Origin of the sequence: Micromonospora sp. NPDC047548, assembly GCF_040642975.1 — a bacterium.
In the GTDB taxonomy this organism is placed as follows: domain Bacteria; phylum Actinomycetota; class Actinomycetes; order Mycobacteriales; family Micromonosporaceae; genus Micromonospora.
On sequence record NZ_JBEYTI010000052.1, the window covers coordinates 18995 to 36279 of the forward strand.

Here is a 17285-nt window from a genome sequence, read left to right on the forward strand (position 1 = left end):
TTCAGCGGCCTTCCGCGATCGCGGGCAGGCTGCCCCGGCGCAGCACCAGTCGGGTCGGCACCGCGCCGGCGAGCAACCCCAGCAGGCCGACCCCGCCGAGCATTCCGAGGTACGTCCCGGCGTCCACGATCAGCCGGAACCGACCGTCCTGCGCGGTGCTGAACACCCCGACCACGATGGCGGTGACCGCACAGCCCAGTAGCAGGCCCACCGCGACCGCGATCACGCTCTCCCGGGTCGCCATCCGCCAGATCTGCCCGGTGGTGGCCCCGGCGAGGCGCAGGTCGGCGTACTCACGCCGGCGGGCAGCGGCGGCGATGGCGAACGTGTTGACCACGGCGATCGCGGTGAACCCGAGGGAGATCACGACCAGCAGTTCCCAGGCGCCCTGCTGGTTCTGCGCGTCACCGGCCGGCGCCGCCTCGATGGTGGGCACCACGGTCAGCGCCGGCAGCGCGGCCCGGACCCGATCCGTGACGTCGTCCCCACGCAGCGCGACCATGGCGGCCAGCCCACGCGGGTCGTGCGCGGCGACCAGCTGGGCCGGCAACACCAGCTCGCCGAAGCCCCGCGACCGCTCGTAGATTGCGGCCAGCCGCAGCGTGACGTGCTGTCCGTCGGCGAGCCACATTTCGACATTGTCACCGACCCGCCAGGAGCGGGTGTCGGCAAGGTCGTCGCTGGCCGCGAACGTGCCCTCGCCGGCCAGCGCCCCCCGGCGTACGCCGAGGTCCAGTGCCCGCTCGGCGCCCGCGTCGAACAGCCCCTGGGCGGGGTGGTCCTCGGGCTTGCCACCCTGGTTGAGTACGACCCGGGTCGGCAGCGTGGCGGCCGTGCCGGTGACCCCGGGCAGTGCCGCGATCCGCTCGACGGTGCCGAGTGGGAGTCCGCCCGGTGCGGTCACCTGCGCCGCCGCCGGCGCGGTACGCAGCGTCTGCTCCTCGGTGGCCAGCTTTGTGGTCAGCGCGGAGTTGAGCAGCATGGTGGCGTTGATGGCGAACATCAGCATCAGCGGTATGGCGACCGCGGTGACCCGGCGGATCTCCGCCCGGCTGACCGCGCCCGCCAGCCAACCGGTCACCCCGGCCTTCCCGACCAGCCAGGCGGCGCCCGTGGTGAGCGGCCGGACCAGCGCCGGCCCGGCGGCGGCGACGGCACAGAGCAGCAACGCACAGGAGACGAAGCCCATGCCCATGCCCAGCACACCGCCCATCGGCACGAAGGTCAGTACCGCGATCGCCCCGCCGGCCGGGGGGATGGCGAGGAGCAGCCGGCCGATCTGCCCGCCGCCCGGGGCGGTCGCGGTCTCGGCCAGCGCCTGCGTCGGTGCGATCCGTACCGCCCGCCGACCGGCGATCCGGGCCGAGACGGACGCGACCAGCACCCCGGCGCCGACCGCGGCCAGCAGCACCCCGACGTTGGTCTGCACGGTGAACTGCGCCGGCACCGCGCCCAGTTCCCGGAACCGGGCGGCGACCAGGTTGGCGACGACCACGCCGATCGGGCAGCCTGGCACGGCGGCCAGCAGCGCGACCAGCACGCTCTCCACCCCGAGCAGCCGGCGCAGCAGCCCGGGGGTGGCCCCGGCGGTACGCAGCAGCGCCAGCTCCCGCAGCCGCTGCCGGACCCCGAGCGCGACCGTGCCGGTGAGCACGAAGATCGCGGCGAAGGCGGTGATGGCGATGACAAAGCCGAAGATGGAGATCGGACCGATGTAGTCGGGCAGCGCGCCCGGCAGTTCGGCGCGGACCTTGTCGTCCCCGGTCAGCACCGGGGCGTCGCCAGCCTCGGTACGCAGCCCGGCAAGCAGTGCCGAGTGGTCGGCTCCGGGTGCGGCGACGACGGCCACCGCGGTCGGGCCGGCGAGCCCGGAGACCTCCCCTACCTGGGCGTCGGCCAGGAACAGCGCGCCCTGGGCGGGCAGCCCGTCCCGGCCGGCGGGAGCGGCGACGCCGGAGAGCCGCAGGGTGTGTACCCCGGTCTTCGTGGTGATCTGGACCGGGTCGCCGGGCTGGACGGCGGCCCGCGCGGCCAGGTCGGCGTCGAGTACCACCTCGCCCCGGCCAGGCGCCGCCCCGGCCCGCAGTGTGAACGGCGTCAGGGCCGCCGACGCCCACCCGTGCCCGATCACCGGCGCGTCGTCGGCACCGCGTACCGGCCGGCCGCCGGCAGCGAGCAGCACTGGGAAGGCGGCGTCCGGTACCGCAGCGGCCACCCCGGGCAGCGCCGCGACCCGGCCGGCCAGGTCGGTGGGAAGCGTTCCGGCGCCGGTGAGCCGTTCGCTCTTGGTCTTGCGCTTGACCTTGTCCTTCTTCTCCTTGGTGATGGTCAGGGTGATCTCGCGGCCGCCGGAGACCACCGCGGTCGCGGCGCCGAACCGGTCAGCCGGCGGCTTCGCGGTGAGGACCGAGAAGAGCAGCAGGCCGCCGCTGGCGAGCAGTGCGACGGCCAGCAGCGCAGCCAGGAATGTGCCGAGGTACGCGCCGCGGTGCCGGCGCAGGGTGCCGAGGGCGAGCCGGATCATCGGACGCTCACCGCCATCATCCGTTCCGCGACCTTCTCCGCGGTGGGGTCGACCAGTTCGTCCACCATCCGGCCGTCGGCGAGGAAGACCACCCGGTCGGCCCAGGCCGCGGCGGCGGGGTCGTGGGTGACCATGACCACCGCGGTACCCAGGGAGCCCACCGCCTCGCGGAGCAGGCTGAGCACCTCGCGCCCGGTCGACAGGTCCAGCGCGCCGGTCGGCTCGTCGGCGAAGATCACCTCGGGGCGGGCGGCCAGCGCCCGGGCCAGTGCCACCCGCTGCCGCTGCCCGCCGGAGAGCTGGCCCGGCCGGTCGTTCTCCCGACCGCTCAGGCCCACCCGGGCGATCACCTCCCGGGCCCACCGCTTGTCCGGCCGTACGCCGGCGAGCCGCTGCGGCAGCAGCACGTTGTGCCAGACCGACAGGGCGTCCAACAGGTTGTACGACTGGAACACGAACCCGACCCGGCGGCGGCGCTCTTCGGTCAGCTTCGGTTCGCGCAGCGTGCCGATCTCCCGGCCGGCGAGCGTCACCCGACCCGAGTCCGGCCGGTCCAGCCCGGCCGCGCAGTGCAGCAGGGTGGACTTGCCGGAGCCGGACGGCCCCATCACCGCTGAGAAGGTGCCCCGCCCGAAGGCGACCGTCACCCCGTCCAACGCCCGTACACCGGCGCCGTCCGGATAGGTCCTGGTGACGTCGACCAACTCGACCACTCCGCCACCGGAGGCCGGGTTCTCGCTTGTGTTCCGCATGTCCACGAGCCTTCCGGCAAGCCCGCCCGACCGGTACATGGCGACCCTGGCACTTGCTGGTAGGGACAGCCCTACCCCTGCCACAGCCCCGGTACGGCAGCGTCTGGCGGGCCCGAATTGCAGCGGCTCTTCGGTGCTCAAGCCGGCCAGCGACCGTTCAGCGGTCAGCTCTTGGGGACGCGGAGTTTGTCCCACTGGTGGGACGGTGGTGCTCCGTTGGTGCTCGTCTCTTCCGGCGGCGGTTTGTGCTGGCTGGTGTCGGAACTGTCGGTGACCGTCCGGCGCGTGCCGGCTGGTCCGAGAGTGCTGATGGGTGGGGTGAGCGTCCGGGCAGGTAAGGCGGGTGAGAGCGCTTCTGATTCCAGCGGGAGCGTCCTGCAGAAATGGATCAACAGGTGGCCGGCGCCGAAGTCCTTGCCTGAAGCCCGCGATATGTTGCGATCCTGCTCGCGCCTCTGGTCGGGGCGACGGGTTCGCGGGGCGACTTTCCTGCCGGCACGGGTCACCGTTCGTCGATGTCGTATCCGGCGGCTACGTCGCCACATTCGATAACGGTCACGTGGGCGGCGCGCCGACGCAGGTATGCCCGCGCCCCCTGGTCGCCACGCGCGGTCGCGGCTACCTCCGCCCAGTGGTTACGGCCCAGCACAACAGGATGGCCCGGCTCGCCGTCGTAGTAGGCGCGAGTCAGGCATCCCACGTGTGCGTGTGCCAGCAGCCGGGCCACCGCCGCCGCGGAAACGCCGGGCATGTCCACCAAGTGCACGCACACGGCCGAGATCCCGGGCAGCCGGGCAGCCGTGGTCATCCCGAGCCGTAACGATGAGGCCATCCCCTCGGCCCAGAACGGATTGTCGATGACCTGGACACCCTCTAGGTCGACGACTGCCCGGGTCTGGCGGGCTCCGGCACCGAGGATCGCGATGAGCGGGTCGCAGCCGCCGTCTCGGAGCACGCGGAGTGCCTGTCCGAGGAACACGGGTGCCTTAGGGCCGCCGTAGCGGTGCCCTGCCCCGGCGGCTAGGACCAGCCCGGCGATGCGGTTTGCCGGGCCGTCGGGCTTCATCTTGGCCCGCCGGATGGCCTACGCCCATATCGGGCGCGTGAGGCCGCGAGATGGGTGCCCATTTGTGGGCGGCGGGTCGCTTCGCGCCGTCCAGCAGCAGGAGCGCGATGAGGAGGCCGGCGACGTCGTGGGGACCTGGACGAGGAAGGGATCTTTATCAGCAGCGGTTGGCCAGCCAGCTGTACGGCGTCCACGGCCATCACAGCAGCGCGAGGACGGGGACACCCTGCACGATTCCCGACTCCGACATGCTGCTGCGCCATCGGCAAACTGACCTGGATGAACGCGAGCACGTAGGTGAGGTCGAAGACCTTGAGTGTCGTGCACCGATGGCCCAGCTGGCTGGTGACGGCACACCGGCTTCGGACACGGCGTACCCCGGCATCAGTTGACCTGGACGCGGCACGGGCTTGCACAGATCTCCTGTCCGCTGTCGGAATGGTGTTTGATCCTTGGGCGGGGATGCCGCGACCGATGCGGGTGCCCTGATGCACTGCGGGTATTGCTGACCACCCCACCACGATGAGACCGTCACGGATCGTCGTTCCGGCTGCCGCCGTCGCACGAGGTCGATGTCGCTGACAGCGGCCGTCGGGGTGCGCCGGCCAGCGGGACATGCGGGGCAAGGACGCGCTGTGCGCGCGGCCGTGTGAGCACCCGGCGTGCGCCACGCCGGTCGGCCATGCCGCTGGTACGGCCCATCGGCGAGAGGACGTCAACTATGGGCCATCGTTGCCGCATGAACGCCGATCGGGAGCCGCGAGTCGCGCAGCCGGCCCCCGTTCCGGCCATTCCCTGCGGCGACGACCTCGGCGAGGATGGACAAGGCTCCTTCGGCGAGAGACGTGCCGCCCAGGTCCAGGCCGGCGGGACCGGCCAGCCGGTCCAGGCCGGGTGTCCCGGCAAGGCGTTGCAGGCGCTGAGCATGCGTGGCCCGGCTGCCGAGCGCCGCGACGTGTCCCGCGCCGCCGGCCAGCGCCGCGCGGATCGCCCGGTCGTCGATGCGGGGGTCGTGGCTCAACGCGACCACGGCGTCCCCGGCTCCGAGCGGATGGCCGGTCAGCCACTCGTCCGGCCAGGCTCGCACCACCCGGGCACTGGCCGGCAGCGCCCCGGATCCGACGTGGCCGGGGCGCGGATCGACGACGGACACCGCCCGGTCCAGTGACTCCGCCAGCGTGGCTACCACTGCGGCCAGGTCGGTCGCCCCGGCGAGCACCAGCCGTCGCCGGCGCGGCAGTTCCTCGACGTACGCCGGGCGGTCGCTGGGAAGCCGGTCTGCGGTCGGGGCCACCGACCACCGGTACGGCGGCTGCAACCCGACACTCACTGCGAGGGACCGGTCCCGCTGCAACGCCATAGTGATCGCTTCGTGCACCGGCGGGGGTGGCGCCGGTAGGACCAGCACCTCCATGGTGGCGGAGCAGGCGGGCGCATCCTCCCACGGCAGCAGGAGCTCGCCCGGTGTCACCGGTAGTAAGTGCGGCGCCGCACCGGCGAGGACGGCGCGGGCAGCTTCCACGACGACGGCCTCCACGCAGCCGCCGGACACCGAGCCGCGCCACGTACCGTCCGCCGCGACGGCCATCGTCGACCCCAGAGGCCGCGATCCTGGGCCGTCCCGCGCCACCAGCCGGGCGAGGGCGACGGGGCGTCCCGCCCGGCGATGGGCGTCGAGGAACGGCCAGACCTCACGCAACATGGAGCTCACCAGCGACGGCGGCCGGCTCCAGCACGCGGTCGAGGCGGATCGGGAGGATCCGCTGGCGAGTGCCCGTGGCGTGCCACACGGCGTTGGCGATCGCCGCCGCAGTGCCGGCCGTGCCGATCTCGCCGAGACCGTTGAACCCCGACGGGTCCTGGGGCTCGTAGTCCGGCACGAAGTCGGCCTCGACGTCGGGCACGTCAGCGTGCACGGCGATGTGGTATCCGGCGAAGTCGCCGTTGGCCTGCCTGCCGGTCCGGGGATCTCGCACACTCTCCTCGTGCAGGGCCATGGAAAGCCCCATGATCATCCCGCCGATCACCTGGCTGCGTGCCAGCAGCGGGTTGATCACCCGGCCCACGGCGAACATGCCAAGCAGACGGCGTACCCGTACCTCGCCGGTCGCCGGGTCGACGGAGACCTCCGCGAAGACGGCGCTGAAGGTCTGCCGTTCCCGGTCCGGCTGGTAATTGATCATCGCGGTGGTGTCCACCGTCGCGGTCACCGGCCGGACCGGATCGCCCAGGTTCTCCCGCAGTTTCCTGGCGGCCTCGACGATGGCGAAGGACCAGGACGTCGTTCCGCGGGAGCCGCCCGCGCCCCACGCCATGCCGAGGTCGCTGTCACCGATCCGGATCCGGATCTTTTCCGTGCCGACGCCGAGCGAGTCGGCGGCGACCGCAGTCAGCGCGGTACGGGCGCCCGTACCGATATCGCTCGCGCCGATCGACACCGTGAACGTCCCGTCCGTTTCCGCGGTGATCGAGGCTGTCGACGGGAACACCCCGGCGCTGAACGAGGTGGTGGCCATGCCGCTGCCGATCAGCAGCGTGCCCTCGCGCCGGGAGCGCGGATGCCGGTCGCGCGCCGCCCAGCCGAATCGGCGCGCGCCCTCCCGCAGGCAAAAAACCAGGCGGCGGCTGCTGAAGGGCAGCCCCGACACGGGCCCGACCGTGGGCTGGTTGCGCAGGCGCAGCTCCAGCGGGTCCATGTCCAGCCGCTCCGCCACCTCGTCGATCGCCGACTCCAGGGCGAACGAGCCGGGCGTCGCGCCCGGCCCGCGCATCGAGGCCGGCGGCAGGATGTCGATAGGTACGGCGGTGAGCTGCGTGCGGATCGCCGGCGCCGCGTACAGGATCTTGGCCTGCTCGGTGCACCACTCGATGTACTCGGCGAGCGGCGAGAGGGCGTACGCCGGCCGGTGGTGGATGGCGCGCAGGCGGCCGTCGGGATCGGCGCCGATGCGCACCAGCTGGTCCGTCGGGGGCCGCGACGCGGTCGTCTCGAAGACCTGTGCCCGGGTCATGGCGATCCGCACCGGACGTCCGAAACGCTCGCTGGCCATCGACCCGAGAATCACCTGCGGGCCGCAGGCGCCCTTGCCGCCGAAACCACCGCCGACATGCTCGGAGCGGATGTGCACCCGATCGCGGTCGATGGACCACAACGCGGCCAGCACCTCGGACACGCTGAACGCACCCTGGTTGGAGTCCACGGCGTACACGTCGCCGTCGTCCCACCAAACGGTCGCGGCATGAGGCTCCAGGGCGCTGTGGCTCTCCTCGGGAGTGCGGTACCGCTCGTCGACCACGATTGTGGACGCCGATAGCTCCGCGTCCACGTCACCGGTGTCCGCCTCCGGGCCGAAGGCGGTCGATGCAGGGCGGGCGGCCGGATGCTCCAGGCGGAAGTCCACATCGTGCGGTTCGACGTCGTAGGTCACCCGCAGCGCTGCCGCTGCTGCTCTGGCCTGCTCGGGCGTTTCCGCCACCACCAGTGCGACCGGCCGGCCCGCGTACGGGATCACGTCGTCCTGCAGCAGCTGCAAGCTGCCGTCTGGGCCGAAGTAGTTGCCGGCCTCAGGGTTGAGCCGGGGCGCGTTGCGGTGGTCGAGCACCCCGAGCACGCCCGGCATGCCGAGCGCGGTCGAGGCGTCGATGTCGCGGATCCGGCCCCGGGAGATGGTGGCGGTCACCATCCAGCCGTGAGCCAGGTCCGGCATCAGTACGTCCGCGGCGTAGCGGGCGGAGCCGGTGACCTTGAGCCGGCCCTCGATCCGCGGGCGCGGGGCGCCGACGGTGCAGGGAGTGGGGTCTGCGCTCATCGGTCCCTCTCCGTTCCAGCGAGTTCACAGAGCACGGCCTCGATGAGGTTCCGTGCCAGGGTCACCTTGTATCCGTTGTCGCGCAATGGCTTCGCGGCGCTCAGTTCCACCTCGGCGGCGGTCCGGAACCGGTCGGCGGTGGGCCGGGCGTCGCGGAGCATGGCCTCGGCGGAGCTGGCCCGCCAGGGATGCGACGCCACGCCGCCGAGGGCGATGCGCACGTCGCGCACCACGCCGTCGTGGATGTCGAGTGCGGCGGCGATGGAGACGGTCGCGAAGGCGTACGACGCGCGCTCGCGGACCTTGCGGTAGCGCGACTGCGGGCTCCCTACGGACCCCGGCAGGGCGACGGCGGTGATCAGCGCGCCGGGTGGCAATGCGGTCTCCCGGTCCGGACGGTCACCGACCGGCAGGTAGAACTGCGCCAACGGGATCTCACCGGCGCCGTCGAGCGTCTGGTAGCGCACGACCGCGTCGAACGCGGCAAGCGCCACCGCCATGTCCGAGGGATGGGTGGCCACACAGTGCTCGGAGTGGCCGAGCACCGCGTGGTGGTGATGGACCCCCGCGATCGCGGAACATCCACTGCCGGGAACCCGTTTGTTGCACGGCTGGGAGAGGTCGGCGAAGTAACCACAGCGGGTCCGCTGCAACAGGTTGCCGCCCACCGTGGCCATGTTCCGCAGTTGGCCGGACGCGCCTGCCAGTACGGCCTGGGTCAGCGCCGGAAACCGGCGGCGCACCTCGGGATGCGCGGCTGCGTCGCTGTTCGTCGTGGTCGCACCGATGACGAGCCCTCCGTCCGGTGCCTCGCGGACACCGTCGAGTGGAAGCTGCCGTACGTCCACCAGCCGGGTCGGCTCCTCGACCCCGCACTTCATCAGGTCGACGAGGTTCGTGCCCCCACCCAGGAACCGGGCGCCGGCATTCTCGGCGACCGCCGTGAGCGCATCGCGGACCTGCGCCGCGCGCTGATAAGCGAACTCCTTCACCCCGCCACCCCTTCGCGAACCGCGGTCTCGAGCACCGCGCGGACGATCGACGGGTACGCCCCGCAGCGGCACAGGTTGCCGCTCATCCGCTCGCGTACCTCGGCCTCGTCCAGTTCCGGCGCCCGGTCCCGTGAGTCGCCGACAGTGACGGCGCTGGGCCAGCCGGCCGCGTACTCGGCGAGCATCCCGACTGCCGAGCAGATCTGCCCGGGAGTGCAGAAGCCGCATTGGAAACCGTCCAGGCGCACGAACGCCTCCTGGATCGGCTGCAGCTCGCCCTCGGCGGCCAGTCCTTCGACGGTGGTGATCGCCGTGGCGTCGGCGGCGACCGCGAGGATCAGACAGGAGACCACTCGCCGGCCGTCGCGCAGCACTGTGCAGGCGCCGCACTGCCCGTGGTCGCACCCCTTCTTCGGCCCGGTGACGCCCAGGTCGTCCCGTAACGCGTCGAGCAGCGTCCGGCGGTTGTCCACAGACAGCCGGTGAATCACATCGTTGACCCGCAGCGATATCTCACTGCGCATGTGATCGGTCATCGTCGTCCTCTCATCAGCCGAATCAAGGCAGAAAAATGGCTTCCGAAATGCCGAACAGAGCACTCCTGCGATCAGTTACCGAGGTGAGACGTCTAGCTCAATGTTCGCGAATTCTTGCTCGATCCTCCACGGTTTCGATTGTCGGCCGCCAGCCGATCTTGAACCGACTTCAGGACAACCAGAAACCTCTGTCCGGGCAGGCTATATCGGGTAGTCCGCCGCAGGGCCGTCTGCCGGCAAGCGGGCAGGATCGAGCAAGAGATTGCGAGTTCTGGTCAACCGCCGCGAGGAGCGGCCGGCGCGTTGGTTCGAGCATGCGCGTTGAGCCGGACCGCGTCCCGGCCCCGCGGGCCACCGAACAGCCGGCGGTACTCGCGGTTGAATTGTGCGGGACTCTCTTGACGATCTCTCCGCCCTAGAGGACGGAGATTTCCTCCACGCTGCGTGTGGAACACGCGGCGTCCGGGCGGATTCCTGCTTCCCCGCGCGGGGCCGGCCCGGAGGTCGCGTGGTGGTTGGGCCGCAAAGGGCCTAGCGTGCTTGGCCTAGCCTGGTAGGCTGGCGGGCGTGGGCCAGTTCTCCGAGGATGATCTGCGCGCGGTCGTCGCCAGGTACGAGGCGACCAGGACAGCCGCGTTGACCGAGCGGGACGAGCAACTGCGGGCGTTCCACGCGGCCGGCTGGCGGTCGGTGGACCTGCAACAGGTCACCGGGTACAGCCGGGAGACGATCCGCCAGGCACTACGGCCGGAGGTCAGACGGGCGACCAACATCAGCCGGCGCAAGACGCTACCCCGGCCGCCGGCGGACTATCGTTCCTACGCTGACCGGAGGCCCTACGTCGTGGCCGAAACCCTCACCGCGCTGAACGGCCCGACCGAAGGCGTGGTCGCGCTTCCGCACCATCTTGACTGGTCCGGTCATGCCGAGTACGACCTGAGCCGACTCGGACGACTGGCCAGCATGTATAAGGTGGTGCTCACCGAGGCCAGCACTGTTGACGACCTGAACACCTGGCTCAACGCCGACCTCCTCCTGCGGCTCTGGCCCGCCCTCTGGCTGCCACCCCAGCTACGACGGCGCTGGGAGGAAGCCTTTCCCAAACTCGCAGCGATCCGCATGAACGCCGCGTAGCGGTGGATCCGTTTCACGAGCGCCTCGCCCGCACCGGGCTTTCGGCCGCCCACCGGTATGGCTTCGCCCTCGCCGGCGGTTACGCGGTCCAGGCCGCCGGCCTTCTTGAGCGGCCCAGCGAAGATGTTGACCTGTTCACCGCATGGGACCGCCGCGATGAGTTCACCGCCGCGGTCACCGCCGTCGTGCACGCCTACCGCGACGACGGCCTGACCGTCGACGTTGAGCGGCAGTACGACACGTTCGCCCGGCTGACGGTCACCGATGGCCTGCGTATTTCCAAGGTCGAACTCGGCGCGGACTGGCGCGCCAACGAACCTATCCTCATGGCCATCGGACCGGTACTACACCCTGACGATGCGGTCGCGAACAAGATGAGCGCACTCTACGGGCGGGCGTTCGCCCGTGACTTCATCGACATCGACGCCACGCTCCAATCCGGCCGATACACCCATGAAGCTGTCCTCAACCTCGCGCAACGCGCCGACCGCGGTTTCGACCGGCGGGTCTTCGCCGACGCTCTCGGGCAAGCCAGCCTGCTCGATCCTGACGACTTCGCCCAGTACGGCGTCACCGGCCAGGCGCTGAACAACCTCCGTGGCCGGTTCGCGGTATGGCGCCGCGAGCTGCTCGACGAGGAAGATCTCACCCGACCTGACGGCTCCGTCGGCTGATCGCGTGGTGCTCCGATGGTGCTCGGACGTTCGGCACCCCATCAGCACGGGCACGACTGTTCCAGCGCGCAGCAGCTTCGCCGGCCTGTACCGTGCCGAAATCTCGTTCGACGGCCGTGACCTGGATTTTCGAAGATCGCGTCAGGCTGCCGAAGCTGACAGGAGTTTCCGCCACGCGCCGAGCTCGGCCCCGATCGTTCCGAGGCTCGGCGTCGTGAACGGCGGTCCATGCTGCTCCGTGGCTGCTCGGTCGTCGGGGGGAACTGGTCCGAACGCACACGGACTCGCTCGGATTTTGTGCGCCATCTGGCAGCGAGCAAGGATCGGCGAAACCTGATGGTGGGCCCGGACCTGCTGGCATCCGGTGGGACCGATGCGGACCGGGCGGGACTGGAGGCACTACGGCCGGTAGGAACGCTCCTTGAGGATCTTCCGGGCGCGGGTGGGCAGCGGCGCGTTGATGTTTACCGCGAAGTCCAGCATCTCCTGATGGCCCGGCAGCCTGTCGAGGGCGGCCGTTATGAATGCGCCAGCCGCAGCGGCATCGCCCCGTTGGTGGGCCAGGCGCGCCCGTAGGAAGTCCAGTTCTGGGCCGCCCAGCACCCGATGCTCCACCAGTCGGTCGAGTAGGTCCTCCGCCTCGGTATCAGCCAGCCGGTGCAGGAGCATGCCGTGCCATTCGGCGAGGTCTCCGGTGCGCTGGGCGTGGACGTAATCACCCGACCGCCACGGCTGGTCGCGGGCGTTGTCGCCGACGACGGTGCGGTTCAGCGCGTCGAGGTAGTGCCTGGCGAACGTCACCCACGCATCCGGCACGGTGAGCAGTCCGTTCAGCACCGCAGCCAGCGAGGTTTCCTTCTGGCTGATCTGCCCGTACCCGCGACGGGTCCATCCGTAGCGCGACTCCCATCGCACCAACTGCGGCGCGGCCGACGAGGCGAAGGCAGTGAAGCCGTACCGGTCCCGACGGTAACCCCACAGCAGGGCTGCCGCCTCCGACACCACGAAGCGGGCCGTCCGAGGCCGCCACGGACGGTTTCTACGCCGGCTTCACCCCGGATCCGGCGCTGCCCGCCCGGCTGGCGGCCCTGCCGGTCCCGACCCTGCTGGTGGCCGGGGAGTACGACATCTGGCCGACCGTCCCGGCCGTACGTGAGCTGGCCCGCCTGTTCGCCGACGCCGAGGTGCTGGTGCACCCGGCCGCGGGGCACTTCCCCTGGGTCGACGACCCGGCCGCCTTCGCGAGTGCCGTGGAGCGATTCCTGCAAGCGGTCCACTGAACCGCAGATGATCAGACCCGGCCGTGACGACGTAGCCGCGAGACCGCGTTACATCCGCTCGACGGTCCGGATGCCGAGCAGGTGCAGCCCCTGCCGCAGCGTCCGGGCGGTGAGGTCGGCGAGCACCAGCCGGCTCTCCCGCAGTTCCCCGTCGGCCCGCAGCACCGGGCAGCGCTCGTAGAACGCGCTGAACGTGCTGGCCAGCCGATGAAGGTAGCCGGCGAGGTGGTGGAACTGCAGGGTCCGCTCCACCTCGGCGACCACCCCCGCGAAGCCGAGCAGCTCGAACGCCAGCGCCCGCTCGGCCGGTTCGGCGAGCAGGATCTCCGCGTCGGGCCGCGCGTCCGTCCCGGCCCGCCGGAACACCGACCGGATCCGCGAGTACGCGTACTGCAGGTAGGGCGCCGTGTTGCCGTCCAGGGAGAGCATCCGCTCCCAGTCGAGCACGTAGTCGCGGGCCCGGTCGGTGGCCAGGTCGGCGTACTTGATCGCGCCGATGCCGACGGCCCGGCCGATCTCGGCGGCGGCCTCGGCGTCCAGCTCGGGGTTCTTGGCCCGGGCCAGCTCGGTGGCCCGGGCGACCGCCTCCTCGAGCAGCCCGACCAGCTTCACCGAGCCACCGGCCCGGCTGCGCAGCATCCGCCCGTCGGAGCCGAGGATGGAGCCGAAGCCGAGGTGCTCCGCCCGGGTCGGCGGGCGCAGCCACCCGGCGGCCTCGGCGACCGCGAAGACCATCGCGAAGTGCTGCCGCTGCGGCAGACCGACGACGTAGAGCAGTCGGGTCGCGCCGAGGTCGTCGGTCCGGTGCCGCAGCGCCGCCAGGTCGGTGGCCGGGTAGCCGTACCCGCCGTCGCCCTTGCGCACGATCAGCGGCAACGGCTCGCCATCCCGACCGGTGAACCCGGGCGGGAAGACACAGTCCGCGCCGTCGCTGCCGCGCAGCAGCCCGAGCCGGCCCAACCCGTCGACGACGCCGGCGAGCTGGTCGTTGTAGGCGCTCTCGCCGCGGAAGTCCTCCCGGGTCAGCGTCACGTCGAGCAGCGCGTAGACGGTCAGGAAGTACCGCTCGGACTGCTCCACCAGCAGCCGCCACAGCCGCAGCGTCCGCTCGTCGCCGCCCTGCAACGCGACCACCCGCTGCCGGGACCGCTCCCGGAACGCCTCGTCGGCGTCGAACTTCACCCGGGCCGTCTTGTAGAACGAGTCGAGGTCGCCCATCGACAGCTCCTGCGCCGCCCCGGTCTCGCCGAGGTCGACCAGGTGCTCGATCAGCATCCCGAACGGGGTGCCCCAGTCGCCCAGGTGGTTGACCCGCACCACCCGGTGCCCGAGCCAGTCCAGCAGCCGGACCGCCGCGTCGCCGATGACCGTGGAGCGCAGGTGCCCCACGTGCATCTCCTTGGCCACGTTTGGTGCGGAGTAGTCGACCACCACGGTCTCCGGCGCGGGCGTCACCGGCACGCCGAGCCGGTCGTCGTCGGCCAGCCCTGAGACCAGCGCGGCGAGCGTCCGGTCGGCCACGGTCAGGTTGACGAAGCCCGGCCCGGAGACCTCGGCGGCCGCGCAGACGTCGTCCAGTTCCGCGCGGTCCAGCACCGCCGCCGCGATGTCGCGCGGCGGGCGGCCGAGCCGCCGGGCCAGCGCCAGCGCCGCGTCGGACTGGAAGTCCGCGCGCGGCGAGCGCCGCACCAGGGGGTCGACCGGGCCGCCGGCCACGCTCGCGAACGCCGGCGCCAACCGGTCGGTGAGCAGCCTTTCAAGATCCATGGGTACGCCGATCTCGCTCGGATCCGCGGTCACGCGGATCTGGAGGACTCAGGAGAGTGCGGGGCGGACCGAGGACGATCGGCGATGACCGGCGGCTCGATCCGCCGGTCGCAGGGAAGGGGTCAGCGCGGGCGGGCGACGGATCGCCGGCGTCGCTCCGCACTGACCTGGACGTCGTACGACGGTCCGGCGGTGTGGGCGGGCGCGCTGGTCATGGCAAAGAGCCTAGCGGGCCGGCCGGCAACGCGTACACCGCGTTCCCCGGCCGGCCCGGTGGCCGTACCGTCGCGGTCAGGCCGAGGTGGCGGTGGCCTTGCGGGCCCGCTCGGCCCGGCGCCGCACCTGCTGGTACGCCCCGGTGAGGCCCATCGCCCGGCGAACCTCGGCCACGGTCCGGCGGACCTGCTCGCGGGTCCGTTCGGTGCCGTCCACGATCAGCTGGTCGACCAGGCCGGCGTCGGCCTCGATCCGGGCGCGGCGCTCCCGGATCGGGTCGAGGAACCGGTTCAGCGCCACCGCCAGGGCCTCCTTGACCTCGACGTCGCCGATCCGGCCGGCCTGGTAGCGGGCCTTGTACTCCGCCACCTGGGCCCGGTCCGGGTTGAACACGTCGTGGTACGCGAAGACCGGGTTTCCCTCGACGGTGCCCGGCACGTCGGCGCGGACCCGGTTCGGGTCGGTGTACATGGCCATCACCTTGCGGTGCACGGTCGCCGCGTCGTCGGCGAGCGCGATGGCATTGCCCCGGCTCTTGCTCATCTTTCCCTGGCCGTCGGTGCCGACCAGGGTGGGCGTCGCCGCGGCGATCATCTCCGGCACCGGGAAGACCTCCCCGTACAGGTGGTTGAAGCGGCGGGCGATCTCGCGGGTCACCTCGACGTGCGCCGCGTTGTCCTTGCCGACCGGCACCACCTGCGCCTTGACGCAGAGGATGTCCGCGGCCTGGAGGACGGGGTAGCCGAGCAGCCCGTACGGGATCTCCGCCCGGCCGGCGGCGTGGGCCATTTCCCGCACCGACGGCACCCGCTCCAGGCGCGGCACGGTGACCAGGTTCTGGAACAGCGTGTTCAGGTCGCCGACCTCGGGGATCGCGGACTGGAGGTAGAACGTCGCCCGGGCTGGGTCGATCCCGCAGGCCAGGACGTCGGTGACCATCGCCCGGGCGTTGCGGGACACCTGGGCGATGTCCTCGCGGGTGTGGCGGGTGGTCAGCATGTGCAGGTCGGCGATGATGAGGTAGCTCTCGTGGCGCTGGTGCAGCGCCACCCGGTTGGCGATGCTGCCGACGTAGTGGCCGAGGTGCAGCCGCCCGGTGGGGCGGTCCCCGGTGAGCATCCGTGGAACGGACATGGTGGTACGCCTTTCGTGCCGAGGAATCGGTGACGGACGCGCGTGCACGCGATCGACCCGGGGCGTGGTCGCCAGGGTCGGTGGGGTCGGCTCGTCAGAGCACGGACCGCCATCGCGCGCCGGCGCGGAACCGCAACCCACCGGCACGGAGTACGTCGAGGATCCACTCCCGGCCGTCGCCGGGGCTGGTCGGGAAGGACGGCAGGAGGTCAGGCCGGAGACCGTCGGTGGCCTCCGGCACGAGGATGACCGGCCGGATCATGCGTCCACGGTAACCCGTGAGGTGCGGCGTTCGCGGTCGTCCGGCACGGCCGCGGGCTGCGTGCCGGCGGCCCGTCGGCCATCCGCTTCCTCCCGCCGGGCAGACGGGCGGCTGACCTGCCGGTACCGGCCGACCGGGCACCGCCCGCTGGCATACTGGCCAGCCATGGTGCTGTCACGCGGCTGGTCGGTGTTCCTCGTCGCTGTCGGAGTGTGGACCTGGGTGATCTGGCCGAGGTTCGCGGTCGCCATCTGGGACGACCCGCGCGCCTGGTCGACCGGCACGGTCGGCGACGGCGCCCCGACCGGCTTCCTCTGGGTGCACGCCCTGCTGATCGCCGCGTCGCTGGCGATCGGAACCACCGTCGGCGTGCTCGGTGTACGCGGCCTGCTCGCCGCCCGCCGGCGGTCCGCCTGATCCCGTAGGGCCGACCAGTCCTCGACGCCCCGCTCCGTACGACGTCCGGTCAGCTCCCTGTGACGGCGGGGGCCGGGAAGCCAGGCGGTGCGCTCGTTCCCGGCGACCCGGGCGGACTCGCTGACCGGCGGGGATAGTCCGCCGCAGATGGTGTGACGGGGGACGCCACCCCTGGATTTGACGATCAAACCCGCAGACGCGTAACTTTCTCTCTGCCAGCGCGGAACGGGGCAAACGGGACGAGAGTCCCGGGCCACCCGAGCCGGACTGGCGCCGGGTCGGACCGGGGCGAAGGTCCCGAACGACACGGTCCGGGCGGGGCTCGATCAAACGCCGCGAGGCGGATTTGGACGGGCGGAACCGACCGGGTAAGGTTGTCGACTGGCAGGGCACCGGGCGAGCTTGCGGGAGACCGCAGCGGCCGGCCTCCAAATCCGATGATCAAGCGCAGTGGTTGACCGCTGCGCGAAATCGCGGGCGCCAACCCGTACGAAGCGTGACAGACCGGGACGCACCGGTTGACACGGGGAAGACGGTGAGGTAGCGTAGTAAAAGTGCCCGGCGCGAGAGCGGCGGACATGGACGAACGAAATGCCCCGGACGGGGGTTCTACGGAGTAGAGCTTTCAGATGGTGTGTGGTTGTTCTTTGAGAACTCAACAGGGTGCTTGATAAGCCAGTGCCAAATTGATTTATACCCCGGACTGGTCGAGCTTCGGTTTC

The 17285-nt window shown here is 71.4% G+C and carries 15 protein-coding genes; 4 read left to right on the forward strand and 11 right to left on the reverse strand.

Translation table 11 applies throughout. The annotated features are described in order from the left end of the window. Window position 1: 1 nt before the first annotated feature. The 7 genes from ABZ807_RS29385 to ABZ807_RS29415 all read right to left on the reverse strand — a co-directional run bounded on the left by ABZ807_RS29385 (window position 2) and on the right by ABZ807_RS29415 (window position 9667). Complete coding sequence (locus ABZ807_RS29385; RefSeq protein ID WP_357164992.1) at window positions 2-2524, reverse strand: ABC transporter permease; 2523 nt, start codon at window positions 2522-2524, stop codon at window positions 2-4. After that, window positions 2521-3276 (reverse strand): ABC transporter ATP-binding protein, encoded by a 756-nt coding sequence (locus ABZ807_RS29390; RefSeq protein WP_357164995.1) that lies wholly within the window; start codon window positions 3274-3276, stop codon window positions 2521-2523. Before ABZ807_RS29390 ends, ABZ807_RS29385 begins: the two co-directional genes overlap by 4 nt. Window positions 3277-3778: 502 nt before the next feature. Further along, window positions 3779-4342 carry a nucleotidyltransferase family protein gene (locus ABZ807_RS29395; RefSeq protein WP_357164997.1) on the reverse strand — a complete coding sequence of 188 codons (564 nt, stop codon included), beginning with the start codon at window positions 4340-4342 and terminating at the stop codon, window positions 3779-3781. A gap of 715 nt (window positions 4343-5057) precedes the next feature. Beyond that, the gene (locus ABZ807_RS29400; RefSeq protein ID WP_357165000.1) at window positions 5058-6044 is read right to left on the reverse strand and encodes an XdhC family protein; all 987 of its coding nucleotides are present in this window, start codon (window positions 6042-6044) and stop codon (window positions 5058-5060) included. Then, window positions 6034-8151: a xanthine dehydrogenase family protein molybdopterin-binding subunit gene (locus ABZ807_RS29405; RefSeq protein WP_357165003.1), complete on the reverse strand. Its 2118-nt coding sequence runs from the start codon at window positions 8149-8151 to the stop codon at window positions 6034-6036. The genes ABZ807_RS29400 and ABZ807_RS29405 overlap by 11 nt, the downstream gene beginning before the upstream one ends. Beyond that, window positions 8148-9143 (reverse strand): xanthine dehydrogenase family protein subunit M, encoded by a 996-nt coding sequence (locus ABZ807_RS29410; protein WP_357165006.1) that lies wholly within the window; start codon window positions 9141-9143, stop codon window positions 8148-8150. Before ABZ807_RS29410 ends, ABZ807_RS29405 begins: the two co-directional genes overlap by 4 nt. Next, on the reverse strand, window positions 9140-9667 hold the full coding sequence (locus ABZ807_RS29415) for a 2Fe-2S iron-sulfur cluster-binding protein (RefSeq protein ID WP_357165009.1): 528 nt from the start codon (window positions 9665-9667) through the stop codon (window positions 9140-9142). Before ABZ807_RS29415 ends, ABZ807_RS29410 begins: the two co-directional genes overlap by 4 nt. Window positions 9668-10246: 579 nt before the next feature. Between ABZ807_RS29415 and ABZ807_RS29420 the strand changes: the two genes are divergently transcribed. Continuing rightward, a complete protein-coding gene (locus ABZ807_RS29420) occupies window positions 10247-10813 on the forward strand; it encodes a hypothetical protein (protein WP_357165012.1) in 567 nt (188 codons plus the stop codon). A 2-nt stretch (window positions 10814-10815) separates the two neighbouring features. Continuing rightward, complete coding sequence (locus tag ABZ807_RS29425; protein WP_357165015.1) at window positions 10816-11487, forward strand: nucleotidyl transferase AbiEii/AbiGii toxin family protein; 672 nt, start codon at window positions 10816-10818, stop codon at window positions 11485-11487. Window positions 11488-11886: 399 nt separating this feature from the next. On the opposite strand, the gene ABZ807_RS29430 is transcribed toward ABZ807_RS29425, so the two are convergent. Continuing rightward, window positions 11887-12492 (reverse strand): hypothetical protein, encoded by a 606-nt coding sequence (locus tag ABZ807_RS29430; protein ID WP_357165018.1) that lies wholly within the window; start codon window positions 12490-12492, stop codon window positions 11887-11889. On the opposite strand from ABZ807_RS29430, the gene ABZ807_RS29435 reads away from it, so the two are divergent. Next, entirely contained in the window at window positions 12474-12767 is a 294-nt protein-coding gene (locus tag ABZ807_RS29435) for an alpha/beta hydrolase (protein ID WP_357165039.1), read from the forward strand. The genes ABZ807_RS29430 and ABZ807_RS29435 overlap by 19 nt on opposite strands. Before the next feature lie 48 nt (window positions 12768-12815). Here the strand turns inward: ABZ807_RS29435 and argS are convergent, their stop codons facing one another. From argS to ABZ807_RS29450, 3 genes are all read right to left on the reverse strand, one after another. Further along, entirely contained in the window at window positions 12816-14534 is a 1719-nt protein-coding gene (argS, locus tag ABZ807_RS29440; protein WP_357165021.1) for an arginine--tRNA ligase, read from the reverse strand. Window positions 14535-14825: 291 nt separating this feature from the next. Next, entirely contained in the window at window positions 14826-15884 is a 1059-nt protein-coding gene (trpS, locus tag ABZ807_RS29445) for a tryptophan--tRNA ligase (RefSeq protein ID WP_357165024.1), read from the reverse strand. Between the two features lie 94 nt (window positions 15885-15978). Beyond that, complete coding sequence (locus tag ABZ807_RS29450; RefSeq protein WP_357165027.1) at window positions 15979-16146, reverse strand: hypothetical protein; 168 nt, start codon at window positions 16144-16146, stop codon at window positions 15979-15981. Window positions 16147-16311: 165 nt separating this feature from the next. On the opposite strand from ABZ807_RS29450, the gene ABZ807_RS29455 reads away from it, so the two are divergent. Further along, window positions 16312-16563, forward strand: a complete 252-nt coding sequence (locus tag ABZ807_RS29455; protein WP_357165030.1) for a hypothetical protein — start codon at window positions 16312-16314, stop codon at window positions 16561-16563. The last annotated feature ends 722 nt before the right edge of the window (window positions 16564-17285 follow it).